The organism is Streptomyces thermocarboxydus (assembly GCF_024760485.1).
Classification (GTDB): domain Bacteria; phylum Actinomycetota; class Actinomycetes; order Streptomycetales; family Streptomycetaceae; genus Streptomyces; species Streptomyces cellulosae.
Genome location: NZ_CP058273.1, coordinates 7,370,313 through 7,391,893 on the forward strand (window position 1 = coordinate 7,370,313; position 21,581 = coordinate 7,391,893).

Consider the following 21,581-nt stretch of genomic DNA (forward strand, 5'->3'; position numbering starts at 1 on the left):
TCAGCGCCGCCTTTGCCCAGCGGCGGACCGGGGCCGACACACCACCAGGGCAGCTACACCGGCCCCGGCGGTGCCCAACCTCCACGCTGCACCAGTCACGTCCTGCCCTCCAGCGGACGCGGTGGTGGTGGCGCCCCGTTCGCAGTAGGCCTTGGCCGGGCCGACGATCAAGGCGCAGGGATCGTGGTGCGCGGTGCGGGTGCTGGTGGCGAAGGCCTGTCCGGTGTGCGGCCACCAACCGTCTGGCACGCCCACCCCAAGGGCGAGGATGACCGCGCCCGCGACGACGGCGAGAACGGTGAGGACGCTCGCGGCCGCGGCGACGCGCCGGGCGCGGTTCCAGGAAGACGTGGTCATCGGACGTACTCCTTCGGATGGCTATCCACGGCCTCGCCAGCACCGGTTACGGAAGGCGGGGCAGCGCTCGTGCGGCGTCCTGGCGTGGTGGTGATGGAGGTGGTGATGCGTGGGATGCGGGGGATGGAGACCTTGATCCGGCCGGTGTTCTGACGCGGGCAGGTCAGCAGGAACTCGCCCTCTCGCCCCTTCTGGCCGACGGGGGACAGGCCGGTGGTCACCAGCCGCACCAGTGCGTCGTCGTTGGGATCGAGCCCGACGAACTCCAGGCCGCGGCGGGCTCGTTCGCGGTCGGTGGTGCGGGCGAGCGCGCGGTAGGCCATGAGGCCGCGGTCCGGGCCGAGTTCCTCGGCGTCGTGCGAGCCCGCCAGGAGCCCGGCGCCGTGCTTGCGGCCGTCGTGGAGGATCTCGTGGACCAGGGCGGTGCCCTCGGCAGAGGAGGTCAGCCAGTACAACTCGTCCAGGACCACCTGGGTGAACCGCTCGGGTTCCTCGAAGGCGGTCTGTCGGGCGATCGCGGCGATCAGGTAGAGCACCGCGCGGCCGATCAGCGCCTCCAGCGGCTGCTGGTGCAGGACCTCCGGCTTGTCGAACGCTGCCTTGGGAGGCAGTTTCAGCCCGGTCGTGGTGATCACGATCATGTCGGTGGTGCTGGAGGCGTCCAGCCGTACCGGCGGCAGCGTCGGGTCGAAGACCATCCGGGCCAGGGAGTTGCTGGCGACGACGCGGATGAGTCCGGCGAGGGTCGAGGCCGAGTCCTTCCGCTTGCCCACCTCGTGCGTGGCCATCTCCTCGAGGACCTCAAGGACGCGGTGCATGGACGGCTCCGGGCCGGCGGCTGCCTGCTCGACGGCGTGGTGGAGGACCTCGCCGTTGGTGCTCATCGGTCCGATGCCGAGCTGCAGGGTGAGGTAGGACAGGGCGTAGTGCCGTCCTTCGGGCCCGCTGAACATGCGCAGCGGGTCGATGGAGACCTCGGCCTGGGCGGCGTCGATGATCTGGGCCCGGCCCTTGGCCGCGCTGCGGGCGAAGGTGGCCCACTCACGGACCGGAGTGCGGTCGATGCAGATTGCGCAGCCGCCGCGCGCCCACACCGCCTCTGCGATCAGCTTCTGCAGCACGCTCTTGCCCGCGCCGAGATCCCCGACGATCCCCATCGACGCGGACGCGTCGACCTTGGGCGCGTCCGCCAGGTTGATCATGACGGGGCGGGTGGTACCGCAGTCCAGGTCGATGCCGAGGAACATCCCGTTGGGGTCGCCGACCTGAGCGGTGGTGAAGGCCCCGGAAAGCGCCCAGTCCTCACTGATCTGGTGCTGGGTGAACTCCCGCACCACGCCGGGCCGTACGGTGCCGGGCAGGCCGAGGGTGAACAGGGCTTCCTGCAGGCCGGCCGGGCGCACGGCGCGGTAGTCGGCTCCGCCGAGCAGTGCGGCCAGGGCGCGGGCCCGGGCGTCGCAGACGGCCGCCGTCGGCCCCCACACCGTCAGCACGGTCACCGACTGCACCTCAACCTCGACCGACGTGCGCGACAGGCGGGCATCCAGCTCGCCCAAGTCGCGGGCGGCCTCGGTCAGCGAGGCCGGCATGCCGGTCGGGCGGGCGTCGTACTGGTCGGCCTGGTCGATCAGTTCGTTCTTCTTGCGCCGCACCTGATCGCGGGCCTTCTCCGCGGGCACCAGCGTGAGGTCGACCGTGTAGTCGACGGGAAAGTCGAGCAGCTCCAGCTGGGCGAACAGGTCCGCGGCGTCCTGGCTGACCGCGGGCGGGCACTCGGCCAGCGCCAACTGCGCCTGATAGCCCACCCCGGTGTCGGACTCGACCTGCAGCCAGCGCCGCCCCAGCGGCGAGCCGGTGTTCACCCGCCACCAGGCCTTGCGGCCCGACCGGGTGATCCGGCCCGCGGTCTTCAGCTCGTCGACGTCGTCGAGCTCGGGGTCGATGCCTCCCTCCTGCAGGCGGACCTGGCCAAGGTCGGCGTAGCTGGGGGAGCGCAGCACGCCGTCCCGGAGCTGCCCGCCGTACAACTCGCTGCTCTCGGCCTCGGCAAGCAGGGGCTCGGCAAGACCGCGGTGGAGCGCGTGCTGGATCATCCACACGATCTCCGCCGGACGGGCGGGGCGGAAGGCGATGCCGCCGGCGAGCGCGGCCTCCACCCGGGAGGCCTGCTCGCGGTAGGCGCTCACCTCACGCCGGGCCACCGGTGTCGGGCGCATGCCCAGCATCGGCGCGATCTCGGCCCACGCCGCGCCGAGTTGCGCGGAGACCTGCAGGCCGCCGGTCTCGGTCTGCAGGGGCACGGCCAGCCACAGGGTGCGGCGGTGCATCTCCTGGTCGTCCAGCAACTCCAGGGTGGCCTCGACGTTCTCCACCCACGGGTGCCGACCCGCACCGGGTGCCGGCTCGGCCGGCTCAATGCCCTCGATCATCTTGAGGGCGATCTCACCCGGATCGACCTGCGCGCACAGCCCGAACAGCCGCGGTGCCCCGGACAGCGACCGCACCAAGTGCGTGACTTTGGCGAGCTGTTCGTCGCGGACGGCGGCGGGCACGTACGTGCCCTGGACGGTCTCCTCACGCTGGCCCTGCGCGTCCGGGCCAGGGTGCAGGCGGTAGACGGCCCACACACTGCCGTGCGTCGACCACACGAGGTGCCCGGCGATGTGACGGATTGGAACCCTCACCGCGCACCCCCCTGCTGGGCGAGCGCGAGCAGCTGCTGCACACCAGAGACCGGCCCCGCCGGCATGACAGGAGCAACCGGCTCCGTGGGCCGGCGCGCGGACGAGCGACCGGCGGCCGACCGCGCAAGCGGCGCTCGAGAGGCAGCACTTTGGCGAGCCACAGAGAAGGGTGTGGCCTTCGGGTCCAGCCCTGGCGCGCCCTCGACCGTGAAGCCGCCGAGGAGAGGTCGGGCAGCGCGGTCGCGGGCGGCCCGCCCACCGATCCGCCCTCCTCGCGGCTGCCAGGCGAGCAGCACCCAGCCCAACGCGGCCTGCATCGGCGCACGGCCCCGGATCTTCGGCCGGCGTACCGCCCAGATCGCCAGCAGCCACGCGACGATGGGGACCGGGCCCATCCACGACCACCAGCTGATGGTCTTGATCAGGAGGAAGCCGCCGCCGACGGCGACCACGATCTGTGCGGGGGTGTAGGGGCCGAGCGGGATCTTCCAGTCCGCGACCTTGCCCAGCACCCATGGATGGCGTCGGGCGGCGGTGTAGAAGCGGCCCACCCGCGCCGACGCCGCGCTCAAAGCCGGCCCCCGACGCCCCGCGAGTGGTCACGAGAGGACGGGAGTTCGGACTGAACGACGCCGGGGACGACGGGTGCGCCCTTGGCCGGGTTCTTCACCTCGTCCTCGAACATGTTCGCGAGACTCTCGCGGGAGTTGTACAGCCCAAGCGCGATGATCATCAGCAGCAGGGCGCCGATCCCCGCCTTGAGACTGAACTTCTGGATCATGATGACGACGACGAGGCAGACGAGACCGGCCTGCAGACCCTTGGTCGCCCACTCCTTGAACATGTTGATCCACGAGTCGCCGAGGTCGTTGAGCTGCCCGGCGAGCACCAGGCTGTGCATCGTGTTCACCGGGCACCCCCGCCCTGAGCGGTCCCGGACTGAAGCGCGGCGACTTCCCACCGGCCGGAGCGGGCCTTGAGCGTGAGCTCGTACGCCAGCGGCCACCGACCACCGGCGTCCCGACCTTCCACCCGGACGAGGACCCGCACCGCCGTGCCGTCGGCCGGCACCTTCTCGGCGGCCGCGTCTTCCTCGACCGCGGACACCTGCTCGACGGACACCGCCGTGTACGGAGCGGGGGAGACGGCCGACATCCGCACACCGGGCGCGAGGTAGCGGTCGACCTCGCCGGCACCGGTCAGGTAGGCGGCGAGGAACTCCCCTACGGCTGAGGACAACTCACCCTCCGGGACATTCACGCCGTACGGCGACCTCGGCACCTCGGCCCGGCCCGGGCCGGCCACCACGCCGGGCGCGCCGGTCACCGTGAACGAGGCGCCCGAGGCCTCGGCGGCCACCGGCACCGTGTAGTAGCGCACCGTTCCGTTGGCGTACTGCGCAGCCACCGTCACCGACCACGCGCCGTCCGCGCGCTGCGCACTGCGCACCGCGGTCACGGACGCAGGCGACGACTGCGCACCCGCTGCCGGGTTGGGCAGCTCGACGTCCGGCGCCATCGACTGCGCAAGCCGCGCCTGCGCAGTCGTCGCGTCATCGGCGCTGCTGCGCAGCCACGCGCTGACGAACAACTGCGCATAGCCGGCCGGGTTGGCGGCGGCCGCCGCGGTGCGCACTGCGGTGGGCTTGGCCGGAGTAGCCGCCTCGACTGTGGTCGGGGTGGAGGCGACGGCGACGGCCAGGGCGACGGGGCCGGCCGCGATGACCGTCCAGACCGCCAAGCGCGAGAGCCGGACGCGGCGCCGCATCGCCTCCAGCCGGGCGCCACCCGCCATCGGAGCAGCAGCCTCGCTCTGTGAGGCCTGCTTGCCAGGAGACATGGTCAAACTCCCAGGTAAGAACGTGTGATTGCTGACCTTGAGAAAACCCGCCGACCCCGACCCGACCACCAACCACGAGACTCCGACCACGGTCACGATGGGGACACGAAGCCCGTGGTCGGGGTCATGGTCGGCCCGACCACAGACCCGACCATGGAGCCAACCTGGGTCTGTGGGCGCTCACCGCGTCATCCGCCGGCACCCCGCCGACGGATGCGCTGGCCCCCGTCTGCCGCACCCCGGCCGGCGCCGTACGCGAGCGCGCAGAAGGACACCACCAGACCCGCGGGGGCAGCCTGCGCATCGGCACACCCGACCCTGCGCAACAGGACATCGGGATCCGCGGGCCGTACTGCGCACCCGCGGCACACAACCCGACTGCGCACGACCCTCGATCGGTTGCGCAGGCCCATTGCGCAACGCTCACGGAGGCTGCGCAATCGGGGGCTGCGCAACGACTGCGCACCGTGCTGGCACGGCATGGTCGGCCCGACCACGACCCCGACCACGGCAGCTAGAAGGCTGCGTTGCCGGATCGTGACCGATGGTCGGGGCTCATGGCCGTCAGCCTGGTCGGGGCCGGCGGATGAGCTGACGGCATGGAACGCACGTACGCCTCCGCCTTCGCGCCCACCGGCCGCCCCACCCCGGCGGGCACGGTGCGTTGCCGTGGCCACCGCACGCGGCCTGCGTACCGGACGGCGCGATGAGCGGCTTCGGATCCGGGGTCCGCCGCGGCGTGATGGCGGCCGATCAGTTCACGCAGATCGCCAACGGGTTGTTCCGCGACAGCCGCATCTCGTACCGAGCCAAGGGCCTCTTCGGCTACATCAGCACCCACCGCAACGGATGGCTGGTGACCATCGCCGCCCTCGTCGCCCTGGGCCCCGACGGGCGGGACGCGGTGCGGGCAGGACTGAACGAGCTGGAGAAGTTCGGTTACCTGGTCCGCGAGCGCGTGCGCCGCCCCAACGGCACCCTCGGAGAGATCGTCTACAGCATCACCGACCGTCCCGCCGCTCCGGACGTTCCCCCGATCGACCCAGCATCCACCTTCCGGGAAGCCAGCAGCGACACCGACTTCGGCGCGGGCATCCGCCGCGGGGTGATGGCCGGAGACCAGTTCACGCAGATCGCCAACGCGCTGTTCAGGGACAGCCGGATCTCCTTCAAGGCGAAGGGACTGTTCGGCTACATCAGCACCCACCGGGACGGCTGGCAGATCACCGTCGCCAACCTGGTGCGACACGGCCGCGAACGCGTCGACGCGGTGACCACCGGCCTGGAGGAACTGGAGCACCACGGATTCCTGCTGCGCGACCGGGACCGCAACCCCGACGGCACGCTCGGGCAGGCCCTGTACTTCATCACCGACCTGCCTGCCCTGCAAAATCCCAGCTCACAGCCAGAGTCGGGTTATCCAGGATTGGCTGAGCCAGTGTTGGCTGAGCCCGGCACTAAGAACACCATCGTTAAGAAGACCAACAAGCAGAAGACCAACCCCCTCCGTCCGTGCGATCGCGGCGACGCGGCGCGCACGAACGCACGGACGGCCCCCTCGCACGCGACAACATCGCCGAAGCCACCGCCTCCGGCGGACGAGATGCACGCGGGGATCCGGCTGCTGCTGGACATCGGGGCGAGCCGTCCCGAACTGCTGCTGACCGGGCCGGCACTGACTGATCAAGGCCGCGTGGCGACCGTGATGCTGGAGGCCGGCTGGAGTCCCGAGCAGCTGCGCCACGTCATCACCGACCGGCCGCTGCCGAACCCGGTGCGCACCTCGATCGGCGCGATCATCGCCGCCCGGCTCCGCGCCGCCCAGGCCTACCCGCCGCCCGCCAGCGCCGCCCGCCCCGCCGCGGCCCCGCTGGACGAACCGTTCGTGGACGCGACCAGGTCATCGACAGCGGTCGCCGCCCGCTCCGTGACCCAAGCCCTCACCTACCGGGCCCTCGTCGAGTGCGCCGGCTGCGGCGTGCCCGCCACCGCCCCCGGCGAAGACCTCTGCCCCACCTGCCTCGGCTGGCCGCTGTGCCGCACCTGCCCCGGCCCGACTCGCAAGCGAGCCCACCCCGACGGCGACGGCCGCTGCACGACGTGCGCCTCCGCCTGACCGACCAACCGGAAGGAAGCAGCCCGTGACCGACACCCGCCGCACACCATCGCCACCCGGGTTCGCGCAACACCTGCACCCCTTCGCGGCTGCCCCGGGCCGGTGGGAGGCGGAACACGCACGCGCCCTGCGAACCGGCCACGTCCGCGACCACACCTGCACAGCCGAGTGCGAACCCGTGCTCGTCTACGAGCGCACCCGGTGGGGCTGGCTCGCCTGGACGGTCCCAGGCGACGGTACACGGCCTGAACTACCCCACCAGATCGGAGTCCTCACCCCATCGGCCACACCCACGCAGCGCATGGCCTTGCGCTGGCTGACCAGGCGCCCCGCCCGGCGCATCGGCCTGGCCACCGGCATCCGCGCCTCGCTGCGCTTCGGCACCGTCGCGGTCGCGTTCTTCAGCCTGGTCGCCGGCCTGTTCGCCATGGCCGATGGCATCCCCGCCGACGTCGCCCTGCCAGCGATCTTGCTCGCTCCGCTGCTCGCCGAACACCTGCCGGCCACGCTGGACGCCCGGGCCCGCGAACACGTCCGCAGCGTCGAAGGCGCCAGCGCCTGCCGCTACCTCCAGCGCCTCGCCGCCCTGCACACCTGCCTCATCCAGGCCGCCGCCGGCAGCGACCGCTACGAACTGCGCCGGTCGGCCGAGATCGGCCAGCACCTGCTGTGGGACGCCGCCGACATGCTGCAGACGCAAGACACACGCTCGGCCTCATGCGCACTCATCACCTGCGAACGGCTGATGCTCCAGCTCGCCGACCAGGTCGCCCAGATTCTCAAGCACGCACCTGCCCAGGCCCGGCCGGACCACGCCGACCAGGCCCCCAAGCCGGGGCGGCCGCCTGGCGCCCGATCGACGACACGGCCAGCACCTCAGCACACGCCCGGCACCTCACCACCGGAGGGAGCACTCGTCATGCCCGGACCCAACACCGCTGCCCGCACCTCAGCCGTCTACCTGCTCTTCGCACACGAGCCCTACTACCCCGGCCCCGGAACCCAGGAGGTCAACACCACCGTCGTCGCCGCCGATTCACTGCTCCACCCGCAGGTGCTCCAGCCCGACGGCACCCGGATCCACGCCCTGCTCACCCAGGGACGGCGGCCGGGCGAGATCATCCCGCTGGCCTCCCTCACCCACGAACTGAACGGCGGCGCCGACTGGCCGACAGTCGGAGACTGGGAGAGCGTCACCGTCGACCTGGTGCACCTTGTGCAGAAACAGAGGTGCGATGCCCTCAGCCTCGGACTCCCCGAAGTCGCCCGGGCCCTGATCTGCACCGGCCCCGAAAGCCACGTGCGCGCCTTCGACGCTGCAGCAGGGGAGTTCACCGTCTACGGACCGGACGACCGCACCAAGGTCCTGACCGAGGTCGGCACGTACCTCACCGGCCTCGCGGCCGAGCGACCCTTCTGGCCGGGCGACGGACTCCTGCCGCCGCTGTGCCAGAGCGTCTGACAGCAAGTGGGAGCAGCACGCTGATCAAGCGATCACGATGTTTCAGGAATACGTCTGACGCCCCAGGACCGGTGTCCTGGGGCGTCAGGCTGATCCGCACTTAACGCTTGCGCCGGCGGCTCACAGATCCGTCCACGGGCGAGTCCTGCCGCCGGCCAGAGGCAGCCACACGTCCTGGGAGGGACCGTGCTGCTCCAGGTCTTCAAGCACGGCGGCTCCCAGCCGGACTTCCCGGGCGAGGGCCGCCACGAGGGGGTGCTGGGCGACCATTGCCTGCAGATCGCTCATCCGATTCTCCAGCCTGGCCCGGGAGGCGCCGGTGAGCACGAAGAGCACACGTGGAAAGACCGGATACCAGCGCAGCCAGGCGGGACCTGCGGTGGCCTGCCTCCGTCGGCCGACGGGCTGGGCCTCGTACTGGAACAGGCGGGCGTATTCGATCAGCTTCACGGCCAGTCGCTCACTGCTCATGGTGCTGCGATCGACTTCCACGAACGCGCGCAGCTTTCGCCGGTGTTCGCTCTCGACGACCGTGTAGTACATCACCGCGTCGGCCATGATCCGCTCGCCCTCGCCGATGGAGTGGGACACCTCAGGGGTCCAGTCCCATGGACCGTGCTCGTGCCCGAGCTGGCGGGCTTCTGCGGCGAAAGCAAGGTGAGCGCGAACGACGGCGAGCGTGTGCGGGGTCTTCAGAGACGCTGCCGCGGTCGAGGTGATGGGGTAGGGCGGCCGCCCCCGCAGGACGGGCAGGTTACGGGTCAGCCGGGCGCCTTCCTGCGTGAGGTACCAGGCGTTGGTACGGGTCCGGTTCGCGTCCGGCAGCACCGTGCAGTCGACGAAGCCGTCGGAGCGCAGCCTGTTCAGAACACGGGACATCAGCTGTCGCGTGCCGTCCGGGCGCAGCATCCGGCGCAACTGGCTGGTGGTGGCGATGCGGTGCTGGGCGAGCCCCGCCAGCACTTGGTGGGCCAAGGGCTCAGCGGGGCTGGGGGCCGGTTTCGTCGCCGGAGTGCTCCGTGCGGCGCTGCTCATGAGACGTTTCCTTCCGCGGCCGTGGCGGTCTCCGGCGGAGACCTTCCGGTTGCTGCTTCAGGAAACCCGCAGGCCCCGACCAGACCCCCGACCAGGAAGCCCCGACCATGGTCACGAAGTCGAGACAGCCTCGCGCTCTGCGTCTTTGCTGACGTCCATGGCCCCGACCACGGGGCGGGCCCGCGCGCCAGAGCAGCTTGATCCTGCCGGGGAGTTCGACAGCTTTACGGCAAGGGGCTGGGGGTGAACCAGGAAGAGGGCGGCCCCATGAGAAGTTCGGCGATGGCCGGTCCGCAGCAGCCGAGGGCTGCTGCGGGGCGTGGTGGCGAGCCACGCCATGCCGGCCATCGTGCGACACCCGGCCCGCAAGGGACCAACGACCCGTAACCGGATGCCGCGTCTATGGGACGGTGGGCGAAAGGGCGCTCACCGCCGGTTTCTGCCCCGGGGTTGGGCGGCCTGCTCGAGGATGCGCCGACGCGTCCACCGTCGGCGCCCGCCCTTCTCCGTGAGAGCGTCGGGGGTTTCCAGCAGGGGCAGATTGCCCTGGGACAGGCTGCTGGAGAAGGAGTTGACGCTTTTGAACCCCAGCAGTGCCGCGGCCTGAGTCGCTCCGAGGAGCTCGTCGGGGTCGCCGTCGACAGGGACGTCGGGCAGTGCGGGGGCAGTGCGCTTCGCGCCGGCGTGCTTGCCGCGGCCCGGCCGGGTGGCCATCCAGTCCAGCAGGGTCTGCACGCGCCACAGCTGCCGGCGGTAGGGGTTTTCGGCGGTGCCCAGCTCTTCGACGACGTCCGGGTCGGGGAAGTACCCGGGGTGGTCGCGGACGAAGGTGGTGACCTGGTTGGGATTCTTGTAGCCCAGGAACCTCGAGGCCTCGGCGGCGTTCAGCAGGTCCTGCGGGTCACGGGCGGGCGGTGTGTGCTCGCGCAGGCGTGCCGGCGGGCGGTTCGCGAACCACTCGCTGACTTTCGCGTGGTCCCACAGGCGGGCGCGGCCGCGCATGTCGGCGATTTCGGGGAAGCCGTTCTCGGCGCGGTCGTTGTAGAGGCCGCTGATCCGCGCGGGCGTCAGGCCCTGTTCAGCCGCGATCTCAGCAGCGTCGGCCAGGCGAGGCTCACGGCGCGAGGTCATGGCAGAGGTGTCCATCCTGTCGGAGGTGAGCCGGCCTGCCCGGCTCACAACTCACATAATGGCAGGAGTTTGGGGTGGGGGTCCAGTACGCTGCCCAGGTTTTCCCGGCTGGCGCGAGGAAGAAGTCATTCCTCCGGGATCAGGCACACACCGCGGCGAGCCGCGTCCTGGGCCATCTCCGAGTAGGCCAGGGCCGCCGGAATCATCTCCCACTCGGCCAGGGCGAGCAGCAGGACCAGCTCGTCGCGGTCCTGGGACGCATCGCACGGCATGCCGGCCGCGGTCGCGGCCGCCACCAGATCCCCGCCGGACAGCCCGGCGAAGCGGGCCGCCACCGTGTCGCGCAGGTCTGCAAAACCCTGCTGGTACAGCTCGCTCGCTTCGCGCAGGAGCAGCACCAGGTCCTCGTCGTGGGTGGCTGGTGCGGCCGCGGCGAGGTCGAGGAGGCGCTGGGTGGTTGTCGTCACCATCAGCAGTATGCCTTTCGAGAAAGATCAGAGCGTGTGGGAAATCTTCAGAGCGGAGCGGCACAGCCATCGCACGGAGATCGGCGTGTCCGCAGGGCCAGGTCGGGCTCCTTGCGGGGCTCATCCTCCAGGGCCGCGCGGACCTGCTCCTCGAGGGCGGTGAACTCCGGGCCGTCGTCGGAGCAGACCACGCTGGTGGTGCTCCTGGCCCTGCTCGGCTTCCCTGAAGCCGCAGCAGCAGTCGCCGCTGTCGGAACCGCCGGCGGGGCCGTCCAGGTGGCTCTCCACCCCCGGCGATAACGCCGGACGATCCACCTGCTCAAGATCGACCAGCAAGGCATGGAAAAGGGGGGGGGGCCGCCATCAGGCGGCGCCCCTTTTTTCGGTCAGAGATCAGGAAGCCGGGAGAGGCGTGTGCAGCCGTACCCGGAGGACCGCGACGGTCAGAGCCTCCTGGGCGAGCGTCCCGGCGAGGACCAGGAGGACACCCGTCACCCCATAGCGCCCCAAGAGGGCCACAACGAGGCCCCCGACCACCACCAGGTGCGCCAGGACCAGCAGCACGTCAAGGGCCCCCAGCCGAGCGCCCAGCCGCACGGAGTGCTCCCGCAGGGCCACCAGTAACCCGAGCGGCGCCACCGGCACGAGGGCGAGGAGAGCCGTGAGGACGACGGCCGCCGCAGTGGTAAGCCCGTGCGATCCGCTCAGGCCCTCCCACAGCACGGGGACGGTGAATACCCACGCCAGGCCGACGACGGCGACACCAACCCACAGCAGGCCACGCCCTTCCGTAACCGGGCTCACCGGGCCACCTCCGCACGGGCGCCGGCCGTCTCGTTATCGCCAGTTCGACGAGAGCCAGGACGGCGGCGTGCTCTTGGTCGTCCAGCCCGAGCGGGCGGGGTCGGCCTTCCGCGAGGTTTCCCCGGTACAGCCGGTGCTGGCCCTCGGCCCACGCGCGCAGCAGCTCCCGGGCGTCGTCCGGGAAGACGTCCAGCGCGGCCGCCACCTCGGACCAGGTGGCCCCCAGCTCCAGGGCCTCCCGCACTCGGCTGCCGTGCTCGTCCGCGATGCGCCGGCGGACGGCCTCCCCCAGCGCGAGACCGGCGAGGGCGTCGGCGGCCGTGCCGCGCTCCAGCGGGTGCGGGTGGTCGGCGGGGAGGCGGTTGTTCATGAGCCGGTCGTCGTGCTCGATGCGCTGCTCCACCAGCCGGGACAGGGCGGTGAACGGGGGGACGTCGCCGGGGCGGCGGATCTCCAGCCGCTCCCCACGGGCCTGGTCGGTCGTCGTCATGTGGGTGTCCTCCTGGTGGTGGGCGGTGCTGCGGGCAGGTACGCGGCCGGGCCCGGTCACAGGCCGATCCCGACGAGGGGGGAGTTCCGCACGCGGTCCACGTCGTCCATGTACCGGGCGAGGACGCGGGAGCCGTCGACCCACCCGCCCGCGCGGGCGATCTCCAGCGGGTCATGCCCGGCGGCCCGGGCGGCGGTGGCGAAGCCACGGCGCAGGGAGTGCCCGGACCAGTCACCGGAGAGGCCGGCGGCGACGGCCAGGCGCTCCACGACCTCGGCCGCGGCCTCCGCCGTCATCCGCCCGGTGGGGTCCCCGATGGTGCGGCCGCCCCGGGTCATCGGCGGGGCGATGCGGTCCCACCGGTCGACGCGGACGAACAGCGGGCCGTCCGTACGTCCGGCGGCCTCCAGGGCGGCCAGGTAGGCGCGCAGGGCCCGCACGGGGCAGGTGGCCGGGTCAGCGCCGTACAGGATCGCGTTCGTCGTGTGCTTGCGGACCTTCTTCCGGTACAGCGTCACGTCGTAGCCATGCTCGGCCTCCTCCACGGCGGAGACGTCCAGGGCGACCAGCTCGGAGACGCGGGCCGCCGTGGCGAAGCCGAGGAGCACCAGGGCGGCGTTCCGCCGTCCGGCGAGGGTGGTCCGGTCGACCCCGGCGAGCATGGCGCGGAGCTGCGCGGGGAGCGCCGCCGTCGCCTGGCGTGCCTGCGCGGCCTCGTCCCTCGCCTCGGCGAGCCGGTCGCGGTAGGCGTTGAGGACGGCCCGGGCGCCGCGCATGTTCGGCTTGGGGTGCCCCTGCTCCTGGTGCCAGGACGTCACGGCGGACATGGCGCGCTCGATGGTCGACGGCCCGGCGGGCTTCCCGGTGCGCGGCCGGGGGATCACGGTGAGGTGCCGGACCCATTCCGCCATCGTCTCCCCGGAGGCCGGCACCGGCACCCGGCCCTCCTTGGCGCACCAGGCGGCGAACAGCTCCCGGTCCGTGGAGTAGGCGCGGCGGGTGGACGCGGCGGCGCTCTCCTCGATGGCGGCCACGGTCTCCGGGGACAGGTGCCGGTCCCGGTCGGTGTGGACGGCGACGGGGGCCCCCGCCGTCTCGTCGTGCACCAGCTCCGCGTCAACGACGTCGGTGACGGCGAGCTGTCCGCTCATGAGCGGACCCCGACCTGCTGCATGGCGGTCTCTGCCATCCCGCACGGCCAGGGCTCGCCGCAGCCGCGGCACGAAGGGGCGGGGCCGTCGGCCGGCGGGTGCTCCAGCAGGACCTTGCCGTTGAACTCCCGGAAGGATGCTTGACCGCCGGTTGACGGTGCCTGGCCGGCGCTGATCTGTGCGCTGAGCGCGCGCTGGTAGCGGTTCTGTTCGGCCGTCTCGTTCCCCACTGGCACTCCCTCACATCTGGCTCTAGAGAAGGAACATTATCAAGAGTCAGATACGGAGCGGACTGCAATAGACGGAAACGGACCGCAACATCCGGCTTCGGGACGGCAGAATCCGCACATGGACGTGTTGCTGCCAGCAGTGTTCGGTCTCCTCGGCGCCGCTGTCGGCGCCATCGCCGCGATATGGGGCGCGAAACGGACGGCGGACGCCGCGATACAGCAGGTCTTTCACCAGCACGAGTTTGAGCGGGAACGGTGGCGCAGGGAGCAACGGCAGCAGGCATACGTCGCCTACCTGGAAGCTGTGGACGTCTTGAAGTCCCTTGTGGAGTCCCTCGCCGTGCGAGTCGATACCGGGCGCTCCATCAACGGGGAGGAGTGGCTACGGATGGACGATGCGGACGTGGCCGTCATGCGAGCAGCGGACAGGATCGAGCTGACAGGGCCACAGCGCGTGGCAGAGGCGGCCGTCGAGCTCAGCGCGGCCTACAGCGATATCTGCAGCGCCCTGCTCCCCGGAGAGGGACGGCCAGCTGAGAGTCGTTATGCCGAGTACCGAGAGCTTGAGCCAGTTCGGCACTCGGCATACGTCGCGTTCCGCCGCGAGGCACGATTGACCTTGGGATTCGAAGACTCCCCGACGAGGCATCCGGTCCGTAGGGGGAACGCGAGAGTGCAGTGAGGCTCACTCCGCCCGGCGACGGACTGGCGCTCAACATCACGCGTCTTGGGGCGACTTCACGGTGGCAGGATGACCGCCATGTCGAGCACTCCATCCGAGATTCCCGAGGAGGACCTCGCGCGCCTGCGGGAGTCCCTCCAGCGCGCCCTCCAGCCCCAGACCAACCAAATCCGCGAAGCCCTCGCCCGGATACACACCCAGAACGCTGTCCAGCTGGAAGCGCTCCGCGCCGGCATTCCCAACGCGTTGATCCGTGAGCCCGTGCAACGGCTGCTGCGCGAAGCCCTCGCCCCGACCAACCAGGCCCGCATGGAGATGCTGGCCCGCGCCCGCAACGAGTGGGTGCACGGCATACGCCGGGCCATGGAAGCATCTGGCAGCAACCCCTTCGCCGCACAGTTCGTCGCTGGCGCGCCCGTGGTCGACGGGAGCCCCCTCGGCCAGTTGCTGCGGGACATGGGCGTCTGGCGCCAGCTGACGGCCGAACAGCGGGCCCAGGCGGTCGCTGTCGCCGAGGAGACCTATCAGGCGGCCAGCCCGGACGAAGTGTCCGACGAGACGGTCGACGACCTGGCTGACCTTGTGCGTGACTTCGCCGGTTCTGAGGCGCAGTATCTGCCGCTCGGTGTCCGCCGGCAGTCCTTCGTCGCGTGGGTGGGCGGGGTCGCTCTGAGCGCCCTGATGGTGTTCGCGTTCACCAGCGACACCGCCGACGGCGTGATGACCAAGGCGCTGGAGCTGAGCGGGGCGGCCGGTCTGGCGATGATCGCCGCGGGCAAGGCGTGGGACCGGCACTACCGAACCTCGGGTGACGGCGCAGAGCAGGACGACCGTAACTAGGCGGACCGTGGCGAACTGATATCAGTTGTCCTGTCCAAGCGAACCCTGCGAAGTCCGAGTCAAGGTTGCGAGTGACGTTGTGGCGTCCGCGGGAACCGTGCGAGCAGCTGGCGGAACGCGTGTGCAAGCCGCTCGCTCAGCGTGCCCCCTCGTGGGTTCCACGGGTCCACCTGGACGACTCCGGCCGTGTCTGTCCAGCGCAACTCTGCGAGCCGGAGGTGGTCACACCGTGCCGCGCTCGCGGATCGCAGCCGCACGGGATACCTGCGGCCCGGCTTCCGGCCGGGCCGTTCCTGTCTCCGTCCCGCGGCCCGACCGGCTGCCGCGCCGCGTCACTCGTTGCCCGTCAGGAGATGGGCCACCACTGCCCGAGTGGCTCCGGAGACGAGAGCACCGACCACGGTCAAGGTTCCCTTCTTCGCGAACTCCCGGCGCGTGTCCGGTGACGGCTGCAATGCCGGCGCCTGGGTCGGTTGCTGGTCGTGCTGCTGCTGGGTGCTCACGTCTCCTCCAAAGAATCTCGGCGTTGGCCGTGACGATGGGGGAGCGGAGTGCAAGCCCCGCAACCCCCACTCGTACATCGAGAAGACGGGTCGGGTCGTCCCAGAAGAAGCCGGTGTGCCACCCCAGCAATCGCCCCGGCCGGGAGGGCGCGTACGTCATCGACGATCGTCGTACGTCACGGTGATGACGTACGACGACGAGCACCAGGAGCACGACGAGAGCAAGCAGCCCCACACCCTTGCATTCCGATCCGAAGGCGCCCGCCGACACCGCTCCCATCAAGAAGTCGGCGCGCGAAACGGCAGCCGATCGCCCTCTTGTCCACCAGGTCACGACACCGAACCGGACGCGGCCGGAGATCAGTCCTGTGCGACCCAGAACGCGACGCCGGGCGGGACCCAGGATGCGACCCAGCGCATAACTCAGGGCGTAACCAGCCGAGGTACGCCCGAGCTGCCCGTGACAGATCTTGCAGGTCCGTGCAGAGCATCCGACAAGACGCGGGAGACTCCCGGAAGGGATGCCGTCACCCCATCGCGGCAGCAGCCCGGTCCCCATCGACCCGAGACGGGCGGTTCGGTCGCCTCATGCAGCTCAGCCCTGCGACGGCGGGGGTACGACGGATCCGGCGACTCCTTGCCTGCCAGACGGCCGTACAGGGTTCAGGTGGACCCGTGGAACCCACGAGGGGGCACGCTGAGCGAGCGGCTTGCACACGCGTTCCGCCAGCTGCTCGCACGGTTCCCGCGGACGCCACAACGTCACTCGCAACCTTGACTCGGACTTCGCAGGGTTCGCTTGGACAGGACATCAGTACACCCCTCGCTGGCCCCGGTCCTGGCGGCAGTAACCGGGGGCAGCGAGTTGTGGGTTACTGGGCCCAGTAACCGCGCCCGGGCACGGGCGGGGAGGGCGGAGTGCGGCGCGGCCGGCGCCCCCGTCCCGCTCGTCGGTTGCCCGCTTCGCCGTAGCCCTCCCGGAGCGTCCTGTAGTCCCCTGTAGCCCTCCGGGGCGCGGCACGGAGGGCGTCGTCCTGGCGGCCGCCGTGGCGGGTGTTGTGGCGCGGCACGTCAGGCGTCGGCGTCCTCGTCGGGGAGGTCGGCCAGGAGCGCGGCGAGCTGGTCGGCGTCGGCGGTGAGGTCGACCAGCTCGGCCGTGTCGGCGGCCTCCATCAGCTCCGCCAGGTCCTCCGGGTCGATACCGAACCGGGCCTCTGCCCACGCGGTGAACGCGGCGTCGGTTTCCTCCGGGAGCGGCCGCACCTCGGACGGCTCCCGCTGCGCCCTGGCCTTCGCCGGGGCCGCCGTCCGGGTCTTCAGGTCGTCCAGGGGCGGCAGGGCGGCGAGAGCAGCCGTCAGGGCCTCCGGGCCGCCCTCCTCCTGCCACAGCTCCGCGCCGCGCCGTGCCCACTGCCACGCGGTCCACGGGGAGACGCGCAGGGCCCGGGCGATGTGCCGGTAGGGGAGGCCGGCGGCCGCGAGGGCGGCGACCGCGCGGAGGCGGTCCGGGTGCTCGTCCTCGATCTGCCGCTCCACCTGGTCCAGCTCCTCCCGCGTGGGGCGTCCCTCCAGGAGCGCGGAGAGCCAGGCGTCCGGCCGTTCGCGCTCGGGGACCAGGCGCTCGAAGAGAGCGGCCGCGGCCTGCGGTGCGCGGCGGATCTCCTCCACGACGGCGAGCTTCCACGGCCAGTAGACCTCCGCGTACCAGCGCTCACGGCGGGCCCGGCGCTCCTCGGCCGTCAGGCCCGGGTCCTGCTTCGGAGGACGGGGCGCCCAGCGACGGCGGGGCGGCCACGGGTGCAGCTCCCCGTACGCGACGCGCCACAGGGTCGTCACGGCGGGGTCCTGCGGGTCGGGGACGGCATAGGCGCCGTCCGGGAGACGGGAGACGGGGGACGGCGGGACGGGCGGCGAGCTGTGCGGCGGACGCCATGCGCTCCTCCTGCGGCGGTCGACGGGCCCCGGTTTCACCCTCTTGTCACCCAGTGAGCGAACGCTCAGGGGACGGGAGTGCCTGGTCGGGGCCGGGGGTGGGTGGGCCGTGACGGGGCCGGTGTACGGGCGTAGCGGGGTCGGAAGGGGCCCGGTAAGCGCCGGCACCCGTGGACGGGCGTAGCGAGGTGCCCGCCCACGGGTGCCGGCGCTTACCGGGTGGCCTGGCGGTGGGAGGGAGGGATGCGGGACCGCTCGAATGCGTCCGCCTGGTCCTGGAGTTCGGCGGCCGCGGCCTCCAGCCATCCGGAGCGGTAGCCGGTGGTGTGCCACTCGCGCGGGAGCCGCAGGGCGGCGTACAGGGCGGAGGAGGCGCGGGACCAGGAGGAGCGGCCGCGCGGCTGGAGCGTCCAGCAGCTCAGGCAGAGGTGCCCGGACACATGGACGTCGGAGCGCAGCGTCCGCTCGGGGCGGCCGGGGACACCGCACAGCCAGCACCGGGTGTCCTCGGGGCGGCGGATGCCGACGATGCTGTCGGCGGCGGTGGGACGGGATGCCTTCACGGGGCGGTGGTCCTCTCTCGTGGGGCAGTGAGGTGGTCGACGGCCGCCGACCAGTCGGGGACGGCGGCCGGGCGGAGCGCGTAGGCGTCCGTGCCGTGGCGTACGGCGACCCCGGCCGCGACGGCGGCGGCGAGGTACCGCACCGTGTCCTCCGTGCTCAGGCAGGCGCCCCGGGTGAGGTCCTGGACGACGTCGGCACCGTGGCGCGGGCGGACGTGCCCGAGTTGGTCGGCGCGGTCGTGGAGGACGTAGAGCAGCCCGAGGAACCGGGAGCGGAGCAGCACCGCCGGCATGGCGGGCTCCCACTCCCGGGCGAGCAGCCCGAGGTAGGCGGCCGCCAGGGGCCCGGCGGACGGTCGGGTGACGAGGTCGACGGCAGGCACGGGCGCCTCCGTGGTCGCGGGTGTCGCCAGGCCCAAAACCATCGGCGTCAGGAGGCAGCGGCGCGGCCGGCCTCCGGGTGGTGCAGCGCGCCCGGGCCCATAACCACGCAGGCGCGCACGGTGGCGGTCAGACGGCCGCCGGGGTGTCCTCGGTCGGGACGTGCCCACAGCTGCGGCGGGCGATCTCGGAGCGGTGGATGCGGACGCGGTGCCCCGTGGGGCCCAGCCGCTTCACGCGCATGTCCGGGTCGTCTCGGATCCAGCGGGAGACGGTGCCCGGGTGCACCTGGACGGCGGCGGCGAACTGCGCCCGGGGCAGCCACTCGGGGCCCTCGTCGGGCTCGCCCATGGCGGCCTCCTTCGGTCAACGGCAACGGATCGCAACGGGCCGTCACGCATGGCAACGGACCGGAGCAGCGGGGCAGTGTGCCATACCGGTGCGGACTCCGGGGAACGCAGAAAGGCCCCCGGCTGCGCCCCTCGTCGGAGGGGCGGCCAGGGGCCGGGGGTTGAGGAACATCGGAACGAAAGCCTTCGTCGGCCCTGGTGGGCGGCTGACGGGCCGTCGGCGGCCGGACCCCCTGTGAAGTCGTTCCGCAGATAATGGCCCGTTACCTGCGGCACCGGTCACGGTGGGCTGCGACGGCACCCGGCCGGGCTTGCGCGGAGCGGTCCCGTTATCTGCGGCGAGGCCGTTGGCTCCGGTTGGGAAAGTCTGCATTCTGCTCTCATGGATGAGGGAGTTGTCGCACTCGTAGCTGCTGGCGTGGGGCTTGTGGGAGCAATCGGAGGCGCTGCCATTGGAGGGTTCGCGGCTGCCAGAGGAACGCGACTGGGAGCAGAGACAGCGGCACAGGCGACTGTCAGGCAGGTGCACGACCAATCGATTGCTGAGCATGAGCACTGGTTGCGAGAACGACGTCTAGAGACGTGCACAGCTCTCCTCGCTGCGTATCACAGGTACGCCATTCAAGCATCGGCGCTGCATAGAGCGCTTGAGGACGAGTCTGCAGAGTCCGCCGAGGTGGGTGGGCAATTGAGGCAATGCATCACGGACTTCAGGAATACCTGCTATCAGGTCCGCTTGGTAGCGACAGAAGACATCAGGGAAGATGCACTTCAGCTCCAGATGCAGGTGGAGGACCATATCGAATGCATCGACGAATGGTTTGATGCATTTCTCAGCAACAGGGGCGGTGCGGCTGTGGCCGAGGCCAGAGCTAGAGAGGAGAGGGCTCGCGAACAGCTCGCGACTCTTCACACTGCCTTCATGGAGGCAGCAAGGCGCTCCGTGTCTCGTCGTCCGGTAGCGGATCGAGCGGATCAACCGCCCAGCTGAGACAGATGCCCGCCCAAATCGGGAGCACGGGCAACGACGTGTCCGGGACCGTCGGAACCTGTCCGCACGCGCCACCGGGGGCCACACAGGGCAGGCCGGGTGTCGTGGCAGCCCACCGTGACCGGTGCCGCAGGTAACGGGCCATTATCTGCGGGACGACTTCAGACCGGTCCCGCCGCCGGGCCACCGCCAGTCGCCCACCAGCGGCGACGGAGGCGTAGCGCACGATCTGACACCGATGTTCCTCAGACCTCGGGCCCGGTGCGCGTCGGGAGGTCAGTCGGTGCCGGTGGGCACCGCAGCCTCGTCGTCCTGGTCCTGGTTGGTGTCCTCGCCCCAGTTGGGCGGGGCGGGGAGGACGTGCCCGCAGTGGTGGCAGCGGTCTCCGTCGGCGGTGGTGAAGGTGCTCCCTCCGCACACCGGGCAGTCCCCGCGCTCCAGGACGGGCAGGCCGCCCCGGGCGCAGCAGGGGCACCGGGTGGAGAGACCGCCGGCGCGGACCTCCCATCCGGCCCGTTGGGCGGCGTACCGGGCGGCGTCCGGCCCGAGCCGGGGCGCGGCCACGTAGAGGGCGAGGCAGGCGTCGACGTCGCAGCAGACGGCGCGGTGCAGGGTCATGCTGGTGGTGCTCCTTCGGTGGTCAGAGGTTGCGGGCGTGCGCGAGGTCCGCGGCCTGGTCCAGCACGCGGAAGACGGCGCGGGGCCCGTGGGTGTCCTTGAAGCCGGGCAAGGTCTCCTCGTCGGGGAAGTGCCGGCGGATGGCGTCCAGCAGGACGGCGAGCGCGTCGTGCAGCTCGGCGGCGTCGGCGGCCTCCGCGCGCAGCGCCCCGTACAGGCAGCGGGCGCCGTCCTGGTCGACCGTGGCGCCCTGGCACCAGCCGTCCCGCTCCAGCCGCGCCCGGGCCCGCTGCAGCAGGGCGGCGGCCGGGGTCGGGTAGAGGTCGACGGGCGGCCGCCAGGGCTCGACGGCGGCGGGGACGCGGAGGACGTCGGCCAGGTCGACCGGTCCGCCGTCGGCGTCGGGGACGCGGAGGGCGGTGTTCACCGCGACGGCGAGCGCGGCCAGGGTCAGCCGCTCGTCCATGAGGTCGGACACCGCCGTGAGGCGGGCACCTGCTCCTCGAGGGCGGTGAACTCCGGGCCGTCGTCGGAGCAGACCACGCCGGGGTCGGGTGCTCCGCAGGCCGCGGCGTGCCGGACCAGATCGGTGATGCGCCAGTCAGCGCGGAAGCTGTCGCCTCGGACCTGTTCGACCTCGGCGTACAGGTCGGCCAGCCGCGGCCGTCGGCCGATGGAGAGCAGCACGTCGCGGCGGGAGGCGAAGACGCACAGCGACACGAGCGGCGGGAGGTTCCGCCCCAGTCGCCCGCACCGGGTGCCCGAATCGTACGTCCAGCAGTATGGCACCGGCGCGTCGGTGTGCCATTCCTTGACCGCATCGGTCGACCAGTCCTTGACGGGCAGCCACTCGTCGACGACACGCGCATTGTTGGCCTGCACGTACGGAACGCCGCCTGCTGGCGGAGCGCAATACTCGATTCTGCCGAATGGTCTCCAGGCGGAGATACGGACA

The 21,581-nt window shown here is 71.5% G+C and carries 23 protein-coding genes; 4 read left to right on the forward strand and 19 right to left on the reverse strand.

Features of this window, described 5'->3' with window-relative positions; translation table 11 throughout:
* The 5 genes from AY578_RS33610 to AY578_RS33630 are packed head-to-tail and all read right to left on the reverse strand — an operon-like array spanning position 1 to position 4,880.
* Entirely contained in the window at positions 1 to 357 is a 357-nt protein-coding gene (locus tag AY578_RS33610; RefSeq protein ID WP_258907125.1) for a hypothetical protein, read from the reverse strand.
* Complete coding sequence (locus AY578_RS33615; protein ID WP_258907127.1) at positions 354 to 3,041, reverse strand: ATP-binding protein; 2,688 nt, start codon at positions 3,039 to 3,041, stop codon at positions 354 to 356. The genes AY578_RS33610 and AY578_RS33615 overlap by 4 nt, the downstream gene beginning before the upstream one ends.
* On the reverse strand, positions 3,038 to 3,613 hold the full coding sequence (locus tag AY578_RS33620; RefSeq protein WP_215188061.1) for a hypothetical protein: 576 nt from the start codon (positions 3,611 to 3,613) through the stop codon (positions 3,038 to 3,040). Before AY578_RS33620 ends, AY578_RS33615 begins: the two co-directional genes overlap by 4 nt.
* A complete protein-coding gene (locus AY578_RS33625; RefSeq protein ID WP_215188062.1) occupies positions 3,610 to 3,951 on the reverse strand; it encodes a hypothetical protein in 342 nt (113 codons plus the stop codon). Before AY578_RS33625 ends, AY578_RS33620 begins: the two co-directional genes overlap by 4 nt.
* The gene (locus AY578_RS33630; protein WP_215188063.1) at positions 3,948 to 4,880 is read right to left on the reverse strand and encodes a conjugal transfer protein; all 933 of its coding nucleotides are present in this window, start codon (positions 4,878 to 4,880) and stop codon (positions 3,948 to 3,950) included. Before AY578_RS33630 ends, AY578_RS33625 begins: the two co-directional genes overlap by 4 nt.
* 706 nt (positions 4,881 to 5,586) lie before the next feature.
* Here AY578_RS33630 and AY578_RS33635 point away from each other — a divergent pair.
* Both AY578_RS33635 and AY578_RS33640 read left to right on the forward strand, forming a co-directional pair.
* Positions 5,587 to 6,996 carry a hypothetical protein gene (locus AY578_RS33635; protein ID WP_258907130.1) on the forward strand — a complete coding sequence of 470 codons (1,410 nt, stop codon included), beginning with the start codon at positions 5,587 to 5,589 and terminating at the stop codon, positions 6,994 to 6,996.
* A 301-nt stretch (positions 6,997 to 7,297) separates the two neighbouring features.
* A complete protein-coding gene (locus tag AY578_RS33640; protein ID WP_251143034.1) occupies positions 7,298 to 8,458 on the forward strand; it encodes a hypothetical protein in 1,161 nt (386 codons plus the stop codon).
* A 120-nt stretch (positions 8,459 to 8,578) separates the two neighbouring features.
* Here the strand turns inward: AY578_RS33640 and AY578_RS33645 are convergent, their stop codons facing one another.
* The 6 genes from AY578_RS33645 to AY578_RS33670 form a co-directional block, all read right to left on the reverse strand.
* Entirely contained in the window at positions 8,579 to 9,493 is a 915-nt protein-coding gene (locus AY578_RS33645) for a replication-relaxation family protein (RefSeq protein ID WP_215188065.1), read from the reverse strand.
* A 426-nt stretch (positions 9,494 to 9,919) separates the two neighbouring features.
* Complete coding sequence (locus AY578_RS33650) at positions 9,920 to 10,624, reverse strand: hypothetical protein (RefSeq protein WP_215188066.1); 705 nt, start codon at positions 10,622 to 10,624, stop codon at positions 9,920 to 9,922.
* Between the two features lie 125 nt (positions 10,625 to 10,749).
* On the reverse strand, positions 10,750 to 11,094 hold the full coding sequence (locus AY578_RS33655; protein WP_215188067.1) for a hypothetical protein: 345 nt from the start codon (positions 11,092 to 11,094) through the stop codon (positions 10,750 to 10,752).
* A 390-nt stretch (positions 11,095 to 11,484) separates the two neighbouring features.
* Positions 11,485 to 11,895, reverse strand: coding sequence for a hypothetical protein (locus tag AY578_RS33660; protein ID WP_215188068.1), 411 nt, complete (start codon positions 11,893 to 11,895; stop codon positions 11,485 to 11,487).
* 546 nt (positions 11,896 to 12,441) lie between these two features.
* Positions 12,442 to 13,536: a site-specific integrase gene (locus tag AY578_RS33665; RefSeq protein WP_215188069.1), complete on the reverse strand. Its 1,095-nt coding sequence runs from the start codon at positions 13,534 to 13,536 to the stop codon at positions 12,442 to 12,444.
* Entirely contained in the window at positions 13,533 to 13,766 is a 234-nt protein-coding gene (locus AY578_RS33670) for a hypothetical protein (protein WP_215188070.1), read from the reverse strand. Before AY578_RS33670 ends, AY578_RS33665 begins: the two co-directional genes overlap by 4 nt.
* A 118-nt stretch (positions 13,767 to 13,884) precedes the next feature.
* On the opposite strand from AY578_RS33670, the gene AY578_RS33675 reads away from it, so the two are divergent.
* On the forward strand, positions 13,885 to 14,448 hold the full coding sequence (locus AY578_RS33675) for a hypothetical protein (RefSeq protein ID WP_215188071.1): 564 nt from the start codon (positions 13,885 to 13,887) through the stop codon (positions 14,446 to 14,448).
* A gap of 78 nt (positions 14,449 to 14,526) precedes the next feature.
* Positions 14,527 to 15,288: a hypothetical protein gene (locus AY578_RS33680; RefSeq protein WP_215188072.1), complete on the forward strand. Its 762-nt coding sequence runs from the start codon at positions 14,527 to 14,529 to the stop codon at positions 15,286 to 15,288.
* A 332-nt stretch (positions 15,289 to 15,620) separates the two neighbouring features.
* On the opposite strand, the gene AY578_RS33685 is transcribed toward AY578_RS33680, so the two are convergent.
* The 8 genes from AY578_RS33685 to AY578_RS33720 all read right to left on the reverse strand — a co-directional run bounded on the left by AY578_RS33685 (position 15,621) and on the right by AY578_RS33720 (position 21,508).
* The gene (locus AY578_RS33685) at positions 15,621 to 15,791 is read right to left on the reverse strand and encodes a hypothetical protein (protein WP_215188073.1); all 171 of its coding nucleotides are present in this window, start codon (positions 15,789 to 15,791) and stop codon (positions 15,621 to 15,623) included.
* A gap of 1,071 nt (positions 15,792 to 16,862) precedes the next feature.
* Complete coding sequence (locus AY578_RS33690; protein WP_258907136.1) at positions 16,863 to 17,627, reverse strand: helix-turn-helix domain-containing protein; 765 nt, start codon at positions 17,625 to 17,627, stop codon at positions 16,863 to 16,865.
* 308 nt (positions 17,628 to 17,935) lie between these two features.
* Positions 17,936 to 18,286 (reverse strand): hypothetical protein, encoded by a 351-nt coding sequence (locus AY578_RS33695; protein ID WP_258907138.1) that lies wholly within the window; start codon positions 18,284 to 18,286, stop codon positions 17,936 to 17,938.
* A complete protein-coding gene (locus tag AY578_RS33700) occupies positions 18,283 to 18,669 on the reverse strand; it encodes a hypothetical protein (RefSeq protein WP_215189211.1) in 387 nt (128 codons plus the stop codon). The genes AY578_RS33695 and AY578_RS33700 overlap by 4 nt, the downstream gene beginning before the upstream one ends.
* A gap of 127 nt (positions 18,670 to 18,796) precedes the next feature.
* Positions 18,797 to 19,018: a hypothetical protein gene (locus tag AY578_RS33705; protein WP_215189213.1), complete on the reverse strand. Its 222-nt coding sequence runs from the start codon at positions 19,016 to 19,018 to the stop codon at positions 18,797 to 18,799.
* A gap of 1,266 nt (positions 19,019 to 20,284) precedes the next feature.
* Complete coding sequence (locus AY578_RS33710; protein WP_258907141.1) at positions 20,285 to 20,626, reverse strand: hypothetical protein; 342 nt, start codon at positions 20,624 to 20,626, stop codon at positions 20,285 to 20,287.
* Between the two features lie 22 nt (positions 20,627 to 20,648).
* Positions 20,649 to 21,104 (reverse strand): DUF6197 family protein, encoded by a 456-nt coding sequence (locus AY578_RS33715; protein ID WP_258907143.1) that lies wholly within the window; start codon positions 21,102 to 21,104, stop codon positions 20,649 to 20,651.
* Complete coding sequence (locus AY578_RS33720; RefSeq protein ID WP_251143531.1) at positions 21,077 to 21,508, reverse strand: hypothetical protein; 432 nt, start codon at positions 21,506 to 21,508, stop codon at positions 21,077 to 21,079. Before AY578_RS33720 ends, AY578_RS33715 begins: the two co-directional genes overlap by 28 nt.
* Positions 21,509 to 21,581: the final 73 nt, after the last annotated feature.

Excerpts from the sequence above, each read along its gene's own strand:
- AY578_RS33610 (WP_258907125.1), bottom strand. The coding sequence starts at position 357 with ATGACCACGTCTTCCTGGAACCGCGCCCGGCGCGTCGCCGCGGCCGCG.
- AY578_RS33630 (WP_215188063.1), bottom strand. The coding sequence starts at position 4,880 with ATGTCTCCTGGCAAGCAGGCCTCACAGAGCGAGGCTGCTGCTCCGATG.
- AY578_RS33635 (WP_258907130.1), top strand. The coding sequence starts at position 5,587 with ATGAGCGGCTTCGGATCCGGGGTCCGCCGCGGCGTGATGGCGGCCGAT.
- AY578_RS33640 (WP_251143034.1), top strand. The coding sequence starts at position 7,298 with ATGGCCTTGCGCTGGCTGACCAGGCGCCCCGCCCGGCGCATCGGCCTG.
- AY578_RS33645 (WP_215188065.1), bottom strand. The coding sequence starts at position 9,493 with ATGAGCAGCGCCGCACGGAGCACTCCGGCGACGAAACCGGCCCCCAGC.
- AY578_RS33650 (WP_215188066.1), bottom strand. The coding sequence starts at position 10,624 with ATGACCTCGCGCCGTGAGCCTCGCCTGGCCGACGCTGCTGAGATCGCG.
- AY578_RS33655 (WP_215188067.1), bottom strand. The coding sequence starts at position 11,094 with ATGGTGACGACAACCACCCAGCGCCTCCTCGACCTCGCCGCGGCCGCA.
- AY578_RS33665 (WP_215188069.1), bottom strand. The coding sequence starts at position 13,536 with ATGAGCGGACAGCTCGCCGTCACCGACGTCGTTGACGCGGAGCTGGTG.
- AY578_RS33675 (WP_215188071.1), top strand. The coding sequence starts at position 13,885 with ATGGACGTGTTGCTGCCAGCAGTGTTCGGTCTCCTCGGCGCCGCTGTC.
- AY578_RS33680 (WP_215188072.1), top strand. The coding sequence starts at position 14,527 with ATGTCGAGCACTCCATCCGAGATTCCCGAGGAGGACCTCGCGCGCCTG.
- AY578_RS33705 (WP_215189213.1), bottom strand. The coding sequence starts at position 19,018 with ATGGGCGAGCCCGACGAGGGCCCCGAGTGGCTGCCCCGGGCGCAGTTC.
- AY578_RS33710 (WP_258907141.1), bottom strand. The coding sequence starts at position 20,626 with ATGACCCTGCACCGCGCCGTCTGCTGCGACGTCGACGCCTGCCTCGCC.